This is a genomic window from Bacillus safensis (assembly GCF_039619585.1).
Classification (GTDB): domain Bacteria; phylum Bacillota; class Bacilli; order Bacillales; family Bacillaceae; genus Bacillus; species Bacillus safensis.
Window position 1 is genome coordinate 1,595,481 of the sequence record NZ_CP154909.1, and the last position, 19,350, is coordinate 1,614,830.

Here is a 19,350-nt window from a genome sequence, read left to right on the forward strand (position 1 = left end):
GCGGCTCCTTTCTAAGAGATTGATATATGTTACATTTTGGTTGATTAAGGAAAAAAATGCAATTGTTTTTATAAATCTATCATAAGGGGTGGCATTCATTGTCATATGTAAGCTATCAAAAAAATGATGTTCGTGTCGTATTAGGTGCAGATGAATCAGTTCAGAATTTAGTGATAAGTAAAGTGCATCCATATATTGACTGCAGCAAAATAACAGAAAAACATGAAGGTGACGTTTGGACGATTTTAACCAGTAAATATGCACAAGAAATTCAAAAAGAAATACCTCTTGAAGAAGTCTTTTACCAAACGAAGATGGAGCCCCGCTGCCGCTACTTGTATGACGGAGAGAAAAAAATCATTGTGATAGATGAACCAAAAGATATCAGATGGACAGCCCAGCATGCGCTTCGGTTAATAAGAGTTTTGCTTCGCCTTTTGTGTTATCAGGATGGACTCATCTATTTGCATGGGGGCATGATGGAGATGAATCAAAAGGGAATTGCCCTAGTGGGCGGATCAAGGGCAGGGAAAACGTCCACCATCTTATCCTTATTATCATTAACCCATGCTCGATATATCACAAACGATGATATAGGTGTTTCATATACGAACACCGAGTACACAGGAACTGGCTGGCCGAGATCTATGAGTATTCGGAAAGATTCGTTTGAAGCCATTGAAAAGCTAGGTACCCCATACAGACTCCAAACATCGAGTCATCCATTTAACGAGGATGATAAAAGCTATCATTTTGTATATCCAGAGGAGCTAGAAAAATGGTTTTCACGTGAAGTCAAAACAATGGGGAAAATCGATGTGATTGTATTTCCTGAATTTTTACCACACGGGCAAACTGGGGCAGAACTTTCGAAAATGACTCCGCAGGAAGCAGCGGAACGTTTGAAGCAGCATGCAGTCATTAATCCTGGAAGACATAATGAATTCTTATTACCATATTTCACATTGCCAACACCCGAAGAGCTAGAACCATTCCTTAACGCACTAGCGGAAAAGGTGCCCTGTTACTCATTAAAACAGGCATTTACTTCTTTAGAGAAAGGCACTGCCCTCATTCAAGAGCTTCTTGAGCAATCCGACATTGTCGTGTAAGACTTTTTGGAGGTGAATTATGGTTGAGCAGGAGTACAAATATTTGTTGTCACAAACAGATTTTCAGCACATATATGACATGTTCATTCAATATCATACACCTACTTATGTTCTTAATTTCAATTACTATTACGACACACCAGATTTTTTATTAAAACGATTTGGTTATACCGTACGTATCCGTCAAATCAGCGGCAAACTAACACTTGAAATCAAATGCCCCAGTCAAACGTCTGGCTATAAAAGAGTAAGAGAAGAAACGTCATTACCTATTGAGGAGTTACCGCAAAAACTAGATGTACAGAACATCATGACGTCTTTACCAATTACAATCACTCAACAGCCAGAATTGTTAGGGCTATTGGTCACTGAGCGAACAACCTTTTACATTGAGAAAGGCATTAAAATCGATTTGGATCAAAGCAGCTATCTTGGCATCACAGATTATGAACTGGAAATTGAATATGACAGTGAAAAAGCATATGAGGCAGATCAATTGTTTCATACATTAACTGATGATTTGGACATGCCAGCCAATCGAAAAGGAAAGCGCTCTCGATTTATCACTAGATTTCAATCGTTTTACGGGAAGGAGTAGTCAAACATGCAGGCTGTTTTGGATCAATCCACTCTCTCAAATGAGCAGAGGCTGTTATTACTTAGCTCACGTATTCAATTAAATGAACAAGAAGAAGAGTCTATTAGAGCTCTATTGAAAGATGGCATCGATATGCCTAAATTAATTGGACTGGCATCAAGACATAAGGTGCTTCAGCTGATGACGCCTCATTTAATTCGCCTTGATGATGAAAAAAACATTACGACGACATACAAATTTTTGCTTCACTATCACTATATAGGGAATCGTCAAAAAAATGTGGAGAGATTCAAGGAATTCAAACGTCTTTTACAAACATTCCGAAATGCAAAGCTAAAAGCGGTCCCCCTTAAAGGCGCCATTTTAACCCCGCTTGTGTACAAAGATTATGGACTGCGAATGATGTCAGACCTTGATTTCTTAATTCATCCAGATGACCGGAAGAATGCCTCTTCATTGCTCAAGAAGGAAGGGTTTATCATCGGGAAATATGACTGGGCTGCCGATCAGGAAATACCGATTGAAAGAGAAGAAGAAATGATGTGGAGAATAAATGCCGGGAATCTTTATTCACATATTAAACGAAGCGGAGAAGATTTTTTGAAGGTACACCGGGTCGATTTCTCTTATGATGTTGAGCTGAAAAAAAACTACGAAGCAACAAATGCCTTGCTGGATGCTGCTGAAGAAAAGCCCTTTTTTCAAACAGATGTCTATTTGCTTCAGCCGTTAGATTTTCTTATCCATCTTGCCTTCCATCTATATAAGGAGGCAACAAACGTACAGTATGTCTACTTACATGCAGATCTTAATTTGATTAAGTTTTGTGATGTAAGGGAGTACGTCATGTTTGCTGAAGAGCATAATCAGCTTGATTGGCATGCTTTGCAAGAAAGAGCGAAGGAATTAGGGGCCGAGAAAGCACTTTTTTACACGTTTACGTTTTTAGATTTACTGTACCAAACGAACTATATTGACGAATTGAAGCAGCTAGACATGAGTGACCAATCATTCTTAGAAGCCTATGGAGAGAATGATTTCGGTTCTTCGAAAATATGGAAAAAATCCTTTATTGAACGTTTTTTCAGCTTGGATAATCGCAATGAGCTTGAAGAGGAACCAGCCATACAGCTATTTCCTGAAAGGCAATAGCAAATTGAAGGGGAGGATTCTATATGGATATAAAAGCGTTTTTTGAAAAGCCGAAGACCGATTTTCCTTATGAAAAATCATTTGTGTTTGCAGGTATTCATTTTCATATTCTATCTATGGAATTGCTGGCGATTGAAGATATTGAACATTATATCCCAAAAGAATTGGATCGCCGCGAGGGGGATATCCCATCACAGATTGAAATACGGTTTATCATTGATCAGGAGCTTGAACAGTCTATTCGCAGTGCTTGCTTTCAAAAGGGTGAAACCATTACTGCAAAAAGGAAGTTTACTTACAAACGATTAACATTAGACGATCAAGTATTATTTGCCTCACATGAAGGTGACGAACCGCACAGTGTGGCGGTCAATAACGGGCGTTATGCTGTGATTGGAAAAAACAATAATGAGTCTGCGATACGCTGTCCACTGCGAATTGTTCGAGAGATTGCCCTTAGAACATTAGAAAATCAAGGCGGATGCTTTACGCATGCAGCAGCTGTCTCTTTTGAAGATGGCCAAAAAGGAGCGCTCATTATCGGCGATAAAGGTGCCGGGAAGTCAACCACTATGTGGCAGTTTTTGCATCATGGAGGAGCAGATTTTATCACAAACGATCGTTCCATTTCAGTGCTTGAAGATCAGGAACTTATTGTGTATGGATGGCCGATGTGCTTGGCGCTTGGAGTAGGAACTGTCCAAGCCACCACAAATATACAGGAACTGAAAAACAAAAAATTCAGCCGGTCTCAAGATAAAAGAATATGGGATGAAACCATATCAACAGAGGAAGAGGCAAGAGAAAAATGGGCGAGCGGCTGTAAGTTTGAAATTACACCAAAAGAAGCTGCTGAAATGACAGGAACAACGATTAGAAGCTCTACGAAAGTAGATATGGTGATTTTTCCTTCACTTAAAATAGGTTCGGGTGAGATTAGGCTTGTGCCGGTAAAAAAAGATGATCAAAGAGCAAAAGAAATTATGGCAGCAAATATAAGAGAACCGGAAGATCCCGACTATTTAAAAGGCTGGCTCGGACTTCGACAAGTGTCAGATACCTTTCTGGAGCAAAAGGCATCTGAGCTTATCCATCACTTGTTTAACATGCCATGCTTTTATTTAGAGGGTGATCCGCGTTATCTGCAAGAAGCAATTCCAGATCTGTTAAACAAAAAAGTCAGTTCGATTTAAAGAGACGATTGTCTAAACATTCGTTTGAGCCGGTCTTCACGTTTTTTCATTTGCTTGTGATCTGCTGGCAGCAAAATTTGAAAGAGCATTTCGGCAATTGGCCGTGCGAGCCTTTCGTCAGAGTTCATTAGAATGCAAACACCTAATTTTGTCTTTGGAATGAATCCAATATAGGAGGTGAACCCTTTAATTTCTCCGCTATGTTCAGCTAAGGTGCATCCGTTAAAAGGTCTCAAAAACCATGAAAGACCGGCACCTCTGCTGAAATCTTCTTCAACCATAACGGGGCTTTGCATTTCTTTTAGCGAATGCTGTTGAAGCACGCTGTTTGCACCGTATTGAGCTTGAATGAATTGAATCAGATCTTCTGCTGTGGAGATTAGTCCGCTTGAACCGTCCTCCCAAGATGGTGTTTCAGCACTTGGATAGGATACGCCGGACAGGCCTGAGGAAGAAACTGTATACCCTTTGGCTGTGGATGCTGTTTCAATAAAACCAGTTTGCTTCAAGTCGAGCGGTTTTAGTATGTGGGTATGCACTAATTCTCTATATGGCTGATGACTCACTTTTTCTAGCACTTTACTTAATATAGAGTAGCCAAGACTGGAATAATTGATGATAGACCAAGGCGGTGTGAAAATAGTGAGTATTTCAATACACTGAGCTAGTGTCATATCTCGTAAATGAGCTGCTTTGTCAAGTGCTTTGGGCAGTCCTGAGATATGAGAGGCAATCATTCGGAAAGTGAGTGGAATTGGTTCAGACAAGTGACTTTTTATGAAAGAAAGTAGTGGTTCGTAAGTATGAATGGGTTCATCGAGTTGAATGAATCCTTCCTCTCGCAATTTCATCATAACCATTGCAGTAAAAGGCTTAGTCACAGAACCAATTCGAAAGGTTGTGTCTTTTGTAACAGGGGTGCCGCTTTCAATATCAGCGAGGCCTTCATGCCACGACCAAATGTGCTCATCTTTATGAGAAATACAAATGGAACAGCCGGGAATTTGATGTTGTTCCAATAATTCCCTAATATTAGTGGTTGTATCTTGCAGACGCTGCAGGATCGATTCATTGATCAAAATAGACACCTCTTTCATACAGAATATATATATATTACCAAATGTTTCATGTTGTTTTAAGATGAACGATCAATATTTTTATATTTTAAAAGAGAGCGGGCGATAGATGATGAAAACAATTCAAAAAACCATTCTTGATATTTTAAAAGGTGATGGCCAAGATATAGAACAAATTCCATATGAGCTTGTGGAACGTAAAGGTGTAGGACATCCAGATACGATGTGTGATGCTATAGCAGAAAGAGCTTCTCAATATTATTCTCAATATTGCATGGAGCATTTTGGCAGAGTGGCACACCACTGGTTTGACAAAGTCATGCTTCTTGGCGGAGATGCTGATGTCACGTATGGGAAAGGGACAATGGTCAAACCGTATCAAGTTGTGTTTGCAGGAAAAGGGGCATACGCATACGGCGATGAGCCCATTCCTCTTAAAAAGATTCTTTTCGATGCGGCAAAGGATGTGTTATTAGAGGTGACAACAGGATTTGATCCTGAAGAACATCTCGTCATCGACTGCCGAATCGTTGATCATCAGGGGGCAGGCCGCAAAAACTCACGATATCGTCCGATGGTTGAAACGGACATGATTGAAATCGGTGATCCAAAGCTTGTGTCAAACGACTGTAACTTACTGCATGCTCATGCGCCATTAAGCCGTCTTGAGAAGCTGGTTCTTTATACAGAGCGTTATGTGAATGGTCCAGAATTTAAAAAGGTCAATCCAGATACCGGCTGGGATGTAAAAATATTTGGAAGCAGACGTCATGAAGATTTCAAACTCATTGTGAACATGCCATTTCTAGCTAAAGATATTCATAGTCTTGAGGAATATTTTGCCCGCAAAAAAGAATGCCAAGATCAAATTGCTCGCTATATTCATGAAACGTTAGGCCTCACGCCTGATCTCATGCTGAACGCAACAGATCGCAATGGCCGTCCGTACTTAACAGCGCTAGGTTCTGTAGCAGATACCGGCGATGTAGGAGTTGTTGGAAGAGGAAATAGATTAAATGGCCTGATCACCCCAATGCGGTCTATGAGTATTGAAGCGCCGGCTGGGAAAAACCCGCTTGATCATACAGGAAAATTATATGGGGTGCTCGCACAACGGCTGGCAGATCAAATTTTTGAGACGATTCAAAAGCCAACAGAAGTGCATATCTTTACTTCAAAAGAGGCACCGCTCCACAATCCTGATGAAATTTCCGTTCGTATTCAGCAGTGGGATGGAAATGAAGTGGATAGAAAAAGAATTGAAGACCTCGTCATGAATGCGGTTCATTCAATGGGCGATGTGACAACAGATTTAATTTTTAAAGGCGTGACAATGTGGTAAAAAGGATGAAAAAAAGAGTCATTGAAGCCGTACATGCATGTATTCATACAAAAGAACCTATGGCAGTGACCATTCATCCCTATGAAATTGAAAAACAACAACAATTGAAACAACACCATCTTCTGTTGATGCTAAAGCCTGAATTAACAAGCATCAATAAAGGTGTACAGCTTGATCTCATACTAGATGAACTTCTCCACCGATTAGATGATCGTGATGTAGAAATAGGAGCCGTGCGTGTTATATCATCCTTATATTTGAAAGAAAAGAAAATAATTGAAAATCAATATGGGATGCTAAATAAAATTTCTAAAAATGGTCTGAGTGAAGTGTCAGATGCAGCAAAAAAGATACTGGCTTTGAAATACCCAGAGTTTAAAAAGAAGGAACATTTCATATATGGAGGCCATCAATTTTTACAAAAGTACAAAGAGCTCACGCCGTATGGTTTAGAGCTTTTAACCCGAAACGTCAAGGTAGACAAGCTGGGTGCGGGCACATACGCCATAGCGGCCGAGGTGGATGGAGAAAAAATGCTTCTGCTCAATTCATTCCACCCTTGTCAAATAGAGTGGTTCACTGCACCTGCAAAGTCTATTATCGTCATTGAATGTTTTTCAAAGCAGCCAATGAGGATGTTGAGAGAAGATTTCATCGGTGCAACGGACCCTAAAGAGGCTAAAGCGGGTTCTTTTAAACACATGCTGCTGTCGGAGCAAAAACGGTTTGGTTTATCTAACGTGTGTACTCGGTTTAATGGCATTCACCTGTCACCGGGTCCTGTAGAAGCGATGGCGGGAATGATTCACTATTTTAGTACACCTGATACAAGACTGACTCCCGCGCATACACTTTTTGGCCAGCTGTTAAAGGAAAATGACTTTTCGGCGGAAGCATTAGATCTATTATGTAAAGATGTGTCCATTCATTCAAGCGAAACGCCCGTATTTGAATTAACAGAAAACCTAAATTGGGATGAAGCACTTGATCTGCTAGTAAAAGTGAGAGACGACATTCAAAAGCATCAACGTGTTCTGTAACGGAGGGAACAACTTGAACAATAAAGGAGCTAGCCAGCGAATTTGGATTGTCGGTCCGCCTGGATCTGGAAAAACAACCCTTGCGCATCAATTGAAGCAGGAGTTAGCGTTGCCTCACTATGAGCTCGATGCCCTATTCTGGCAAGCGAACTGGAAAAAAACAGATAGGACGCTGTTTATCGATAACGTCCATGAAATTGTTAAACAAAAGAAATGGGTCGTTGATGGTCAATATTCATCTGTTCACCACATATTGGCTGAATATGCTGATACGATCATTTGGCTTGATGTCAAGAGAAGACAGACATTCCCCCGTCTCATGAAAAGGACATTCAAACGGCTCATCACAAGGGAGAAACTTTGGAATGGAAATAAGGAGCGAATGGGTAACGCGCTCCAATTTTTCTCATATGCTTTTCAAGTCTATCCAGAGGTGATTCATCAAAACGAAAAGCTTTTTCACAAATTAAAAGAAGAATCTCATGTGAAATGCCTGCGCATAGACAAACGGGACGATGCAGACCAGGTGCTGATGAAAATCAAAAACCTTGAGAAAAAGGGGTGAGGACATGACGACACTAGATGATGCTAATAATGTCCTGAAATATTGGTTTTCGGAACAGCCGATTCGTTTAACACCTTTAAACGGAAGAAGCCCTAATGAAGGATGGCTTGTCGAAACGATCAAAAACCGTTTTGTCTTAAAAAAATGTGCAAGAAATCATGATGCAAAGTGGCTTCAATATTTAGAGGAATTAACAGATGCTCTGCTTGATCATGGCTTCCCGATTCAACCTATGATGGAGGCAGAAGACCGTCGTAAGACTATTTTATTCAAAGAACACTTTTGGCAGCTGCGGCCCTATTTCAAAGGAAGACCATATGAAATGGGAAATCGTTCAGATGAACAAGAAGCCATCCGGGTATTAAAACAGCTCCATTCATTGAAGAACTTACCGAAAGGACCTGTGAATCCAAACTGCGAATTGAAGAACTGGATTACTTCTCCGGACGAAACGCTCGGCAAGACGGCTTACGCCCTGAAAAAGGTTGTTTCTTCTAAAAAGGCTGCTGCTTTGCTCAAAGTGTATGAACGGGAACTAAGGAATATCATCACGCTGCTAAACCCTAATATATATGAAGCATTACCTCATGCTGTTACACATGGTGACTTTCATTCTGGCAACCTGTTAATTCGTAACAAAAAGCTTGCCATGGTTCTTGATTTTGATACAGCAGGCTTTAGACCGCGCATATATGATGCAGCCATATCTGCTTTTTTGTTAACGAGAATCAAGAGAGGAACGTTTCAACTAGATATTGTGAAAACGATTCAATTTTTAAAGGCATATGCAGATGACTTATCCGAATATGAATGGCGCTCTATATCTGCGTTTATCAGACTTTTATATATTCCGACAGAGCGGTATTTAACACTGCTGCACACCTATACACCTCACTTACTAAACTGGTATATTGATTGGTCTTTCGAAGCACTAGAATCTGCATCGAACCAGCTGAAGGAAGATTGGTATCTCCAAAAGGAGATGAGAATATGAAGGTCGCTGTTGTCACAGGTGGAAACAGGGGCATAGGCAAAGAGGTATGCAGACAGCTTGCGCAGTGTGGAATGCTTGTTATTTTAACTGCACGGCAGCTTGAGAGTGCCGAAATAGCTGCGTCTGAAATGACTGAGCATGTTGTGCCATTTCAGCTGGATGTAACAAATGATGAATCGGTTGAACGTTTCTCGGCATTTATGAAGAATTCGTTCGGGAAAGTGGATGTGCTAATTAATAATGCCGGTGTCTTTCATGACAACATAAAGGGTCACACATTTCCATCTTTTCTAGATCTTCCTGTATCGACACTCCAAGAAACGATGAATGTGAATGTGTATGGTGCAGTCAGAATGACCAAGGCCGTTTTCCCTTACATGAAAGAGGCGGGATATGGACGGATTGTCAATGTATCCAGCGGTATGGGAAGGCTCTCTGCGATCTACGCTTCAGGCGATGTCAGGCGTGATGGAAAAAGCGGTCCTTACTACCGGATGTCAAAAGCGGCGCTGCATGTTCTCACAAAAGTCACAGCTTTAGAGGGGGCACCCTATTCTATCCTTGCGAATGCAGTGTGTCCTGGCTGGGTACAAACGGACATGGGGTCATCAGAGGCTGTTAAAACCATACAGGAAGGTGCATCAGGAATCGTGTGGGCGGCACAGCTGCCCCGAGATGGACCAACAGGAGAATTGTTGAGGGACGGGCAAAGACTTCAGTGGTAAGAGGAGGCAGCTACATGCGAGGTATGAAAGGAAAGACGGTTATTGTGACAGGCGGAGCTCAGGGGATTGGATATGCGGTCGCAGAACGAGCCGCACAAGAAGGTGCACAAGTCGCCATTGCTGATCATCATGTAGATTACGGAATTGCAGCAGAAAAACAGCTCAAAGCAAATGGATATGATGTTTTGTTTATAGAGGCTGATATTGCTGATGAAGCATCCATTGTTTCAATGATCGAAAAAACAGCCAATCATTTTGGGAAAATAGACATGCTGGTGAATTGTGCAGCCGTTTTTATCATGCGGGGACTTGAAGCAACCGTTGAAGAATGGCGGCGCATCATGGATTTGAATATTATGGGACAAGCGCTTTGTGTCAAACACACTGCGCCTTACATGGAGAAAATAGGAAAAGGATCGATTGTAAATATTGCCTCTATTTCAGGCCACATTGCCCAGCCAAAATATTTAACATATAACGCGACAAAAGCAGCTGTTGTCAATATGACGCGGTGCATGGCAATGGATTTGGCGGATGCAGGTATTCGTGTAAACGCAGTGAATCCAGGCACGGTATGGAACAAAAATAACGAGCGGTTCCATTTAGAAGAGCTTGGATTGACAAGAGAGCAAGCAAATCAGCATCCTGATATTGGCGGGATGCATATGTTGAAACGAACCGCTGATCCAGAAGAGATCGCATCTGCTGTCATCTTCCTTCTTTCAGATGAAGCGAGTTTTATTACAGGAGAAAATTTGATGGTTGACGGCGGCTATACTGCCATGTAGAGGAGTAAAAATTGCATGAAATTTGATCTGCACACACATCATCAACGCTGTGGTCATGCGGAAGGGAACATCAGAGAATATATCGATGAGGCTGTCAAATTAGGTCTGGATTTTATTGGGATATCAGATCACTCTCCGTTCTTTGGTGAAGAGGATGACCACTTTAAACCATGGGTAGCGATGGCTAAAAGTGAATTTCAATCATATATAGAGGAAGTCCTGCAGTTGAAAAAGGAATATGACGGAAAAATTCACGTGCTGTTAGGTGTCGAATCTGACTATTTTCCAGAACACGAGACCCTTTACCGAGACGTGTATCGACATTATCCATTTGATTATATCATTGGCTCGGTTCATGTCAGTAATGGATATGACCTATTTAACCGGAAACGGTGGGAACAAATCACAGAGCAGAAAGCCATCATTGAAAAAGAAACGTATTATCAGTTAATTAAAATGTCTGCTGAGAGTCAAATGTTCGACGTTTTAGGCCATATTGACGCCTTAAAAGGTTTTTATCCAGAGATTGCTCATCTCAAAACAGAAGCTGTCGATGATGCATTGCAAGCAATTGCGGAGAGTGGTTCTGTCATTGAAGTGAATACCTCTGGCAAAACAAAAGACTGCGGCGGCTGGTATCCATCAATGGATCTATTAGAGCGAGCCAAATTTTATGGTGTGGATGTCACGTTTGGCTCAGATGCACATCAGCCAGCCCGCGTAGCAGATGATTGGCTGAAAGTAAAACAGACACTGAAGGAATTAGGTTACAAGGAATGGTATATCTTTCAATCTCGTCAAAAGCGAAAATTGGCTCTATAAATTCTAAAAAAAGGGGTTATGAAAATGACAAAAGTTCGCGTAGCAATTGCAGGAGTAGGATCATGCGCTTCAAGTATCGTTCAATTTGTAGAATTGGCAAAGGAAAAGATGGATACGCTCTCCGGTGTTATGCATGATGTCATTGGAGGTTATCACTTGTCTGATGTGGAATTTGTTGCAGCTTTTGAAGTAGATCAAAATAAAGTAGGAAAAGACTTATCAGAGGCTATTTTTACTAAACCAACGGCTGCAGTTAAACATATTGATGTTCCGTTTTTCCAAGTACCTGTTGAAGCAGGTCCTTTATGTGATGGTCTTGAAGGAGATTTGTCCAACTGCATTCAGCCGCATGAACATTCTTTAAAAATGAACACACATGATGTGACGCAAAGATTAAAGGACGTTCAGGCAGATGTTCTAGTCTGCTTCTTACCGACTGGTTCGTTTGAAGCAGTTCGAGTATACGCAGAGGCGTGTGCACACGCGCAAACTGCCTTTATTAATGCGACACCTGAACCAGTGGCAAATGATCCTGAATTTGTCAAAATGTTTGAAGAGTCGAATACCCCGCTCCTTGGAGATGATTTAAGAAGTCATTTAGGTGCCACAACACTGCATACAGCGTTAATTGAGCTATTAAAATCCCGAGGGATTGATATTACCAATACGTACCAATTGAATGTTGGAGGCAATACAGACTTTTTAAATCTTGCCAACCCAATGAGATCAACGAGTAAACAAAAATCGAAGCGGAAAGCATTATTTGCCTCTGGTATTGATGCCAGCGAAGTGGCAGCAGGTCCAAATGGCTATGTCAGTTACTTAGGGGATCATAAAGTCTGCTTCCTGCGATTGGAAGGAAATTCTGTTTTAGATTCAGACATTTCGCTTGAAATCCGATTACAAGTAGAAGATTCTCCGAATTCAGCTGGTGTTATTGCTAACGCAATGCGCGTAGCAAAAGCAGCTAAAGATATGAATCACAGCGGTGTCATACATGACGTCTGCCCATTCTTATTCAAAAGTCCTCCAATTGGACAAGTAGATTCAGAATCATTGCGTTTATTCAATGAATATGTAGCAAATGCTGAGCTGAAAAAGGTGTGATCAGTGGAAGCAGAACTAAATCTTTGCGAGATAAAATTTGCCGCTTTTGACTTGGATGGAACATTAATTGATGATCGAGGCGAGCTTATTGGTGATGTCTATGGCGCAGTGAATATGCTGCGCCAAAGAGGCATTATTTCAATAATTGTCACAGGCAGAACCTATGATTCTTTCTTCTCTCTGAACTTAGATCCTTCTTTACTCAATTTATTTCATCATGATGTTTTGCTGAATGATGGAAATGTGATTTGCCATCATCAAAAGAAAACATTTGACGTTAAACAATATCTAGATGCTGCTATATGCCGGCAGGTTATCTCATCACTTGATGGTCAAGCTGAATTTGTCATGGAATCACACGGGAAGCATGTGGCATCAAGTAAAAGCGCTAAGTTGAAATATTGCATGCTTTACACATTTCCACGAGAAAAAATAGAGGTTGGTCATCAGAAAGAATTCACATTTGACCGTGTGACAAAACTATTTATTTTACCGAAAGAAAAAATAGATATCGCTCATCTATTAAGAGATTGTCATTGTGATGTTGCGGATGCCCAGTTTTTAAATGCACAAGTGGTATCCCCGAAAGGAATTTGTAAGGCGGATATGCTTGAACGCCATTTATTAGATTGTTTTGGAGAAAGTGATTTAAATCGTGTGATTGCTTTTGGAAATGGTCATAATGACAGACTGCTGCTCAAGAAGGCGAGGTGGGGGCTGGCAGTTCAAGATAGCCATCCATCGGCGATTGAGTTATGTGATGTTCATCTGGGGGAGTCTATTTATGACTATCTTGATAAAGTTTCACAACCATTAGAAGCACCAAAAGTGATCAATGAAAAGGGAGGAATTTAGTTGAGTACCCTTCAGCTGCCTTTACCAGATGCAATAGAAGATACAATGATACCAGATTTTGTGGAAAGAGTTTCTTTTCTATCAGCCCATATTTTGCACGTTGATCTTCTTGAAGAGGAATCTGTTATTGAAGTAACAGTCGATCATACAGGAGATGCAGAGGCAATATCAGCTGCGTTTTTAAAGTTATCGTCAAATGTAGCTCAACTGCGGAGGTTTCGTGAAAAGGAAATGAAATCAAATATTCATTTAAAAAGTGAGCCTGTTCATTCGAAACTAAGCGGGGATGACCAAAAGAGAACTTTCTATGACGAAATTGAAATGGAACTCGCACACTATTTTGATCAATTATTCTTAAATATGGGGGCTTCACTTGGGGCCAAATTAAGAAAATACCCTTCTACGATGAGTAAAGAATTAATGGAAAAGTGTAAATACCATACAAATTTTCCGCAAAATATTTATTCTGTTTTTGAAATACCTCATGATTACCAGGTTATTGATGACATTCGAGAAAAGCATCATGGTTTTCTGCCTGAACACTTCCAGCAAGCAGGTCGATTTTTACAGCCGTGCATTTGTTATCACTGCTACGAGGAATGGGAAGGCAAGACCTATACAGACAATCAAATGATGACAGCAGCGGGGCAGTGTTTTAGACATGAAATTTCTTGGAAAGTAGATCCTCTAAGGAAACTAGAATTTAGTATGCGTGAAATTGTCTTTATCGGTGATAACGAATACATTAACGAAACAAGAAAAACACTTCTTGAACACACATGGCAATGTTTTCATCAGCTTGGCCTTAGTGGTAAGGTCACCACCGCAAATGACCCCTTTTTCTTTTATGATGATATGGATAAAGCGAATTATCAATTAATGGCAAACAGCAAATATGAGTTAGTAGCTGTGACAGAAAAGAAAGACGTTTCGATCGCTTCATTTAACGACTGTGGAGAGATGCTTTGTGAAAGGTTCCAAATCAAGGGAGAAAATGATAAGCCGCTTTATTCGGGTTGTGCCGCATTTGGTATCGATCGATGGGTTCAAGTATTTTTACAAACATACGGTCGAAATAAAACGAATTGGCCGGATGAGATGCTTCATATAAAGGAGGGTCACTATGCTGCAAAGTAATCTGACTCAAGAAGAGCACACAGCCCTCATTTTATCTACTCCTTTTTTAGAAGACAGCCAGATAGAAGAGATGCAGGAGCTTCTGTATCAGCAGCAAGACTGGAATGTCATTCTTGGAATGCTGCATGTTCATCGGACAGCTGGTATTGCATGGAAAAATATTAAACGTTACGCCATTCATTTAAGAAAAGATTTTAAAGCAACTTATTTTTTAAAGTCATTAGAGATTATGTATAAGGGGCAATTAGAAACGGCACGAGACAATATCAAGTTAAACGATCAGTTATTTCAAGCACTTGATCAAAAAGGAATTGAATATGCCATTGTAAAAGGGAGTGTGATTGGCCAGTGGGCATACGGCGATGTAGGGCTTCGCTTATTTGGGGACAACGATCTCTTTATCTCACAAGATCAGCTGCAAGAAACTGGACATGTATTAAAAGAATTAGGCTATATTCAAGGTTCTTGGAATTATGAAACGGAGACAGTCACACCTGCGAAACGAAAGGACATTCTTTACCTCATCATGAACTCACATCAAACCTACACCTACATGAAACCTACACCAGAATGCCGCTTTATTGACTGTCATAAAATTGATGTTCAGTTTTCAGTTGACCTCATGACAGGAAACCGGACAGATTCAATTGTCCAAGAAATGCTGTCTAGACGAATTCAAACGTCTGTTGACGAGCACCTTGTATGGTCATTAAAAGAAGAGGATATGCTGATTTTCTTATGTATTCATTTTTACAAAGAGGCGATTTATTTAAATGAAGTGGAGTCAATGAAAGATTTACTGCTTTATAAGCTGCTTGATATATATGGCATGTTTATGAGAGAAGACCTATTGGATGTGGAGTTGTTTGTCCGTCGAACGAAAGCGTATGGCTTTGGAAAGATGGTCTATTTTGCTTTGCATTATGTGAATGAAGTCTTTCCTCATACGATTCCTGATCTTGTCATGGAAGCACTTCAGCCTGAATCACTTTCTTATTTATCCGAAGTGCTGGATGCAAATGATGTCGTTCATACATGGAATCAGCCTATTCGTAAACGATTCTTTCACATTAATCGGTCTTTAGAAATTAAAAAGCATTCTGTTCATAAGGAGTAGTGTGATGAAAGATCCGGCAGCTCTATTTGATTTTAAGGGAAGAAACGACGTGATATGGTTTGGGAATATGAATCAAGAACAAATCTGGGATCAAACAAAGGCTTTACCTGTTATGACAGACCATGTTCAAAATGAACTCGTTCTTCAGCAAGAACAACAACTGCTTTTGATTGCTTCTATGGATCATCATGTCATCATGCATCATCAGCCAGAACCTGCTTTTTTAGCCTATTTGGAAAAGCAGGGTATCAAGCTTCCACATATGATTCAAAAAGAAGATGCGTTCAATTTAAAGGGACTCATTGTACCCTATCTTTTAGATGAATCGGTTGATCAAGATTCGCCACTTGAAAAAAGAAAGATTTATGGTTCAAATCCAACACTCGTAAAGCGATTTAATCATAAGATTTCGACTAGAAAGTGGGCAGAAGAACATCAGTTTAATGTTACGTGTGGTGCTGTTTGTCAAAATGCTGACGAGTTAAAACAGACGTATGAAGAATTAAGGGCGAATCATTTCTCAAAAATGGTTCTGAAATTACCTTATGGATCATCTGGTAAGGGACTTCGTATTTTAAAAAACGAGAGAGAATTCATGCAGTTAGTGACTTTTATTGAAAGAAGAAAAATTCAAACAGACCTCCTCTTAGAGGGATGGCATCCAATTAAGCGATCTTTAAATGCCCAATTGCTCATTCAAGAGGAAGATTCACACTTACTTTCAATTACAGAACAGAAAATCAATGAGGACGGCATCTACTTAGGGACGAATTTTGCCCCTATTTATGAACAGGACAAAAAACGTGAATATGAAGTAAGCATGCATCGAATCATAGAGCTTCTATATGCAGAAGGGTATCGAGGCGTGGTTGGCGTTGATTCGATCATTGATATAAATGAACAGCTCATACCGATCATTGAAATAAATGCACGGTTTACGCAGGTTACTTATTTACTCCCAATCATTTGCCGTTTTTTTTCAACCTACGAATATATTGAAAGCCGTTTTAAAAGATTCTCAAGCAGTGCCGACCTGCCGTTTGAAGATGTGTTAACGGAGGTAACAGAAGCACTCGATCCCGGAGAAGATGGTGGGTTTTTTATTTATACTTTCGGTAAAACGAGAGCGGATGATATGTGGCACTATCGACTGTTTATATTGTTTTACCATATGAAGAAGGACAAGCAGATTCATATGCTGACAAAGTTTGATGATATGGAATTTTCAGCTGAAAGGGGGAGAGAATTTGCCGAAAAATGACGCTACGCTCTTAGAGAAAGCGAATGGTTATGGGACGCCGATGTATGTATACGATGGAGATGCATTAAAAGATCACTATGATCACATTACAGCATGGCTCCATCAATCAGCTGAGGTGTTCTTTTCATTTAAGTCCAATGGAAATGCCTCAATTGCGTCACTGTTACGGTCTTTTGGGGCTGGTATAGAAGTGGCTTCTGCAGGAGAGCTCCTTATGGCTGTAAAAGCAGGTTATTCCCCGGAGCATATCATTTTTTCTGGCCCTGGTAAGCAGAAGCAAGAGATCGATGCCGCTATTCAGCATGAGATCTATTGTATTATCGCCGAATCAAAGGAAGAGCTCATTTATATCGCTGAGTCTGCAAAGCATCAGGATAAACAGGCATCAGTAGGCATTCGGATTAATCCTGAATCCATTGAGTCACGGGCAAAAATCAAAATGGGCGGAGTTCCAAGTCCATTTGGGATAGATGAATCCAAACTGAAAGACGTATTTGACCTATTTCAGAAGTATGATCATTCGCTCTTATTTAAAGGGATTCATATGTATTTGGGAACGCAGGTTCTTGATGAAACATCGCTTTTATCATCGTTTGAATACACGCTCAACACAGCTGTTCGAATCAAGAATGAATTTGGACTAACATGCCAGATGGTTGATTTAGGCGGCGGGTTTGGCATTCCGTATTTTCAGCATGAGACACCTCTTCATGCTGAACGTTTATTTCAAAACGTAGCGGAATTGATTCGAACGTACGAAACTGAGCTGGAATTTCCGAGGTTTATTATTGAGATGGGGAGATTCCTTTTAGCGGAATGTGGGGTTTATTTAACCACTATACAATATGTAAAAGAATCAAAAGGACAGACGTTTTTAATTGCAGATGGAGGAATGCATCATCATCAAGCGATGACGTTTAGAGGCAGGCTGCTCCGCAATAATTATCCAATGCGGCTCATTAAACCTTCCAGCAAGCCCTCAGCTGTAGTGAAACAATCGATTGTAGGTCCACTATGTACTCCGGAAGACTTAATTGGCCGGCAGGTGGAGCTTCCGCAAGGCGATGTAGGTGATCTTCTTTGTATTGAGAAATCTGGGGCATATGGACTTTGCTACAGTCCTACCTTATTTTTAGGTCATTCTTCTCCGCTAGAGCTGCTTTTGTTTGAAGGAAACGATTATGTCATTCGAGAGAGAGGGACCCCGGATGATCTTTTATTAAAACAAAATAGATTATTCTTTACACAAAGGAGGGATGAATATGACACTGACAGAGCTACGTCAAGAAACGATTGATCGTCTTATTTTGCAATTTTCGGAAAGGGCGAGTCAGCTTGATGACAAATTTCAGTTCCCGCATCAAAATCTAGACGAACTGATTGATTGTGGATTACATGTCGCCAATATGCCGAAACAAGACGGGGGTCTTGGTTATGGATTTGAAGAAACGGTGACTCTTTTGTCACACATATCTAAAGGATGCGCGTCGACAGGACTCATTATGGCGATGCATTACTATTCGCTCGGCGCATTTTCTGAAGTGCTTACAAGTGAGCAGCAGGCCATGGTTTTTGACGATATTCGGCGTTCAGGAGAACTAATCGCTTCTGTTAGCGATCCGAATGTGATTTTTATTTATCAGCGTAAGCAAATGGACGGAATTCCGACCATTACCGCAGAAAAAACAGATGGCGGATATCTTGTAAGCGGAACTAAATTTACAGTAACTGGTGCACCGCGCATTAAATATTTACCGATTTATTGTCAGTATGCTCCGTCGTCATGCACATCTCAATATGGAATGACGGCTCTATTAATGACATTACCTACTGAAGGCGCTGCGATTGAAGAATCGTGGAATTATTCGGGCATGAGGGCATCGATGAGTCATCACATTCATTTTGACCAAGTGTTTATACCCGATCATCAGCTAATCGGACGGGAAGGCTACGCGATAGAAGATACTGAAAATTTAATTTACTGGTTTCGTCTAGCTGTTACAGCTGTTTATTATGGCATTGCAAAAGCAGCATATGAACATGCCCTCGGTATGGCATATAAAAGAAATGATCGAATTTCCAAGAAAAAATCAGCCTTTTTACCAGGTCCACAATTTCGTATTGCAGATATGAAAATTAAATTAGATGTTGCACATTCTCAGCTTATGGCTTGCGCTCAGCAAGCAGATCAAGAAAAGAAACAAAATCATTACTCAAGTGATTTGTATACGAAGACACTGATTACAAAACATTTTGTGACGCAAGCAGCAGAAGAAATCGTGCAGCTAGCTTCTCAGGTCGAGGGTTTTTCTTCATTACAGCAAGGATCTTTGCTCGAGCGTTTAAGCCGAGATGTGAAAGCGGCAAAATTTCATCCGCCTTCTGAAGATTTATTAAAAGAAGTGATTGCGAAAAAAGAGCTGGGCATTATCCCGTTAAAAAATCGATGGGTATGATGGCAAGAAA

At 40.5% G+C, this 19,350-nt stretch carries 19 protein-coding genes; 18 read left to right on the forward strand and 1 reads right to left on the reverse strand.

All coding sequences use genetic code 11. The features are described 5' to 3' along the window. Positions 1-98: 98 nt before the first annotated feature. Genes AAYR28_RS08120 through AAYR28_RS08135 form a run of 4 tightly spaced genes read left to right on the forward strand, consistent with a single transcriptional unit; the run spans position 99 to position 4,055 of the window. Positions 99-1,112 (forward strand): hypothetical protein, encoded by a 1,014-nt coding sequence (locus AAYR28_RS08120; RefSeq protein WP_183001998.1) that lies wholly within the window; start codon positions 99-101, stop codon positions 1,110-1,112. 19 nt (positions 1,113-1,131) lie between these two features. After that, positions 1,132-1,710 carry a CYTH domain-containing protein gene (locus AAYR28_RS08125; protein ID WP_034281854.1) on the forward strand — a complete coding sequence of 193 codons (579 nt, stop codon included), beginning with the start codon at positions 1,132-1,134 and terminating at the stop codon, positions 1,708-1,710. Between the two features lie 6 nt (positions 1,711-1,716). Then, positions 1,717-2,862: a nucleotidyltransferase domain-containing protein gene (locus AAYR28_RS08130; RefSeq protein ID WP_120207020.1), complete on the forward strand. Its 1,146-nt coding sequence runs from the start codon at positions 1,717-1,719 to the stop codon at positions 2,860-2,862. A 23-nt stretch (positions 2,863-2,885) separates the two neighbouring features. After that, the gene (locus AAYR28_RS08135) at positions 2,886-4,055 is read left to right on the forward strand and encodes a hypothetical protein (RefSeq protein ID WP_120207019.1); all 1,170 of its coding nucleotides are present in this window, start codon (positions 2,886-2,888) and stop codon (positions 4,053-4,055) included. On the opposite strand, the gene AAYR28_RS08140 is transcribed toward AAYR28_RS08135, so the two are convergent. Further along, on the reverse strand, positions 4,052-5,134 hold the full coding sequence (locus tag AAYR28_RS08140) for a serine hydrolase domain-containing protein (protein ID WP_183001997.1): 1,083 nt from the start codon (positions 5,132-5,134) through the stop codon (positions 4,052-4,054). The genes AAYR28_RS08135 and AAYR28_RS08140 overlap by 4 nt on opposite strands. A 109-nt stretch (positions 5,135-5,243) precedes the next feature. Between AAYR28_RS08140 and AAYR28_RS08145 the strand changes: the two genes are divergently transcribed. The 14 genes from AAYR28_RS08145 to AAYR28_RS08210 are packed head-to-tail and all read left to right on the forward strand — an operon-like array spanning position 5,244 to position 19,340. Beyond that, complete coding sequence (locus AAYR28_RS08145) at positions 5,244-6,473, forward strand: methionine adenosyltransferase (protein WP_081125265.1); 1,230 nt, start codon at positions 5,244-5,246, stop codon at positions 6,471-6,473. Positions 6,474-6,478: 5 nt separating this feature from the next. Continuing rightward, complete coding sequence (locus AAYR28_RS08150) at positions 6,479-7,513, forward strand: hypothetical protein (RefSeq protein ID WP_120207015.1); 1,035 nt, start codon at positions 6,479-6,481, stop codon at positions 7,511-7,513. A 13-nt stretch (positions 7,514-7,526) separates the two neighbouring features. Beyond that, complete coding sequence (locus AAYR28_RS08155) at positions 7,527-8,078, forward strand: AAA family ATPase (protein ID WP_183001996.1); 552 nt, start codon at positions 7,527-7,529, stop codon at positions 8,076-8,078. Positions 8,079-8,082: 4 nt separating this feature from the next. Beyond that, on the forward strand, positions 8,083-9,072 hold the full coding sequence (locus tag AAYR28_RS08160) for a phosphotransferase enzyme family protein (protein WP_101677187.1): 990 nt from the start codon (positions 8,083-8,085) through the stop codon (positions 9,070-9,072). Beyond that, a complete protein-coding gene (locus AAYR28_RS08165) occupies positions 9,069-9,797 on the forward strand; it encodes an SDR family NAD(P)-dependent oxidoreductase (RefSeq protein WP_101677186.1) in 729 nt (242 codons plus the stop codon). Before AAYR28_RS08160 ends, AAYR28_RS08165 begins: the two co-directional genes overlap by 4 nt. A 14-nt stretch (positions 9,798-9,811) precedes the next feature. After that, positions 9,812-10,585, forward strand: a complete 774-nt coding sequence (locus tag AAYR28_RS08170; RefSeq protein ID WP_046310991.1) for an SDR family NAD(P)-dependent oxidoreductase — start codon at positions 9,812-9,814, stop codon at positions 10,583-10,585. 15 nt (positions 10,586-10,600) lie between these two features. Further along, a complete protein-coding gene (locus tag AAYR28_RS08175) occupies positions 10,601-11,407 on the forward strand; it encodes a histidinol-phosphatase (protein ID WP_081124396.1) in 807 nt (268 codons plus the stop codon). Between the two features lie 24 nt (positions 11,408-11,431). Further along, positions 11,432-12,514: an inositol-3-phosphate synthase gene (locus AAYR28_RS08180; protein WP_034281869.1), complete on the forward strand. Its 1,083-nt coding sequence runs from the start codon at positions 11,432-11,434 to the stop codon at positions 12,512-12,514. 3 nt (positions 12,515-12,517) lie between these two features. Beyond that, the gene (locus AAYR28_RS08185; RefSeq protein WP_061109872.1) at positions 12,518-13,369 is read left to right on the forward strand and encodes an HAD hydrolase family protein; all 852 of its coding nucleotides are present in this window, start codon (positions 12,518-12,520) and stop codon (positions 13,367-13,369) included. Next, positions 13,370-14,506 (forward strand): aminoacyl--tRNA ligase-related protein, encoded by a 1,137-nt coding sequence (locus tag AAYR28_RS08190; protein ID WP_120207009.1) that lies wholly within the window; start codon positions 13,370-13,372, stop codon positions 14,504-14,506. It begins immediately after the preceding gene. Next, positions 14,493-15,623 carry a nucleotidyltransferase family protein gene (locus AAYR28_RS08195; protein WP_120207007.1) on the forward strand — a complete coding sequence of 377 codons (1,131 nt, stop codon included), beginning with the start codon at positions 14,493-14,495 and terminating at the stop codon, positions 15,621-15,623. Before AAYR28_RS08190 ends, AAYR28_RS08195 begins: the two co-directional genes overlap by 14 nt. Before the next feature lie 4 nt (positions 15,624-15,627). Further along, on the forward strand, positions 15,628-16,884 hold the full coding sequence (locus AAYR28_RS08200) for an ATP-grasp domain-containing protein (RefSeq protein WP_120207005.1): 1,257 nt from the start codon (positions 15,628-15,630) through the stop codon (positions 16,882-16,884). Beyond that, positions 16,871-18,181, forward strand: coding sequence for a hypothetical protein (locus tag AAYR28_RS08205; protein WP_180951427.1), 1,311 nt, complete (start codon positions 16,871-16,873; stop codon positions 18,179-18,181). Before AAYR28_RS08200 ends, AAYR28_RS08205 begins: the two co-directional genes overlap by 14 nt. Next, the gene (locus tag AAYR28_RS08210; RefSeq protein WP_034281872.1) at positions 18,147-19,340 is read left to right on the forward strand and encodes an acyl-CoA dehydrogenase family protein; all 1,194 of its coding nucleotides are present in this window, start codon (positions 18,147-18,149) and stop codon (positions 19,338-19,340) included. Before AAYR28_RS08205 ends, AAYR28_RS08210 begins: the two co-directional genes overlap by 35 nt. Positions 19,341-19,350 lie beyond the last annotated feature (10 nt).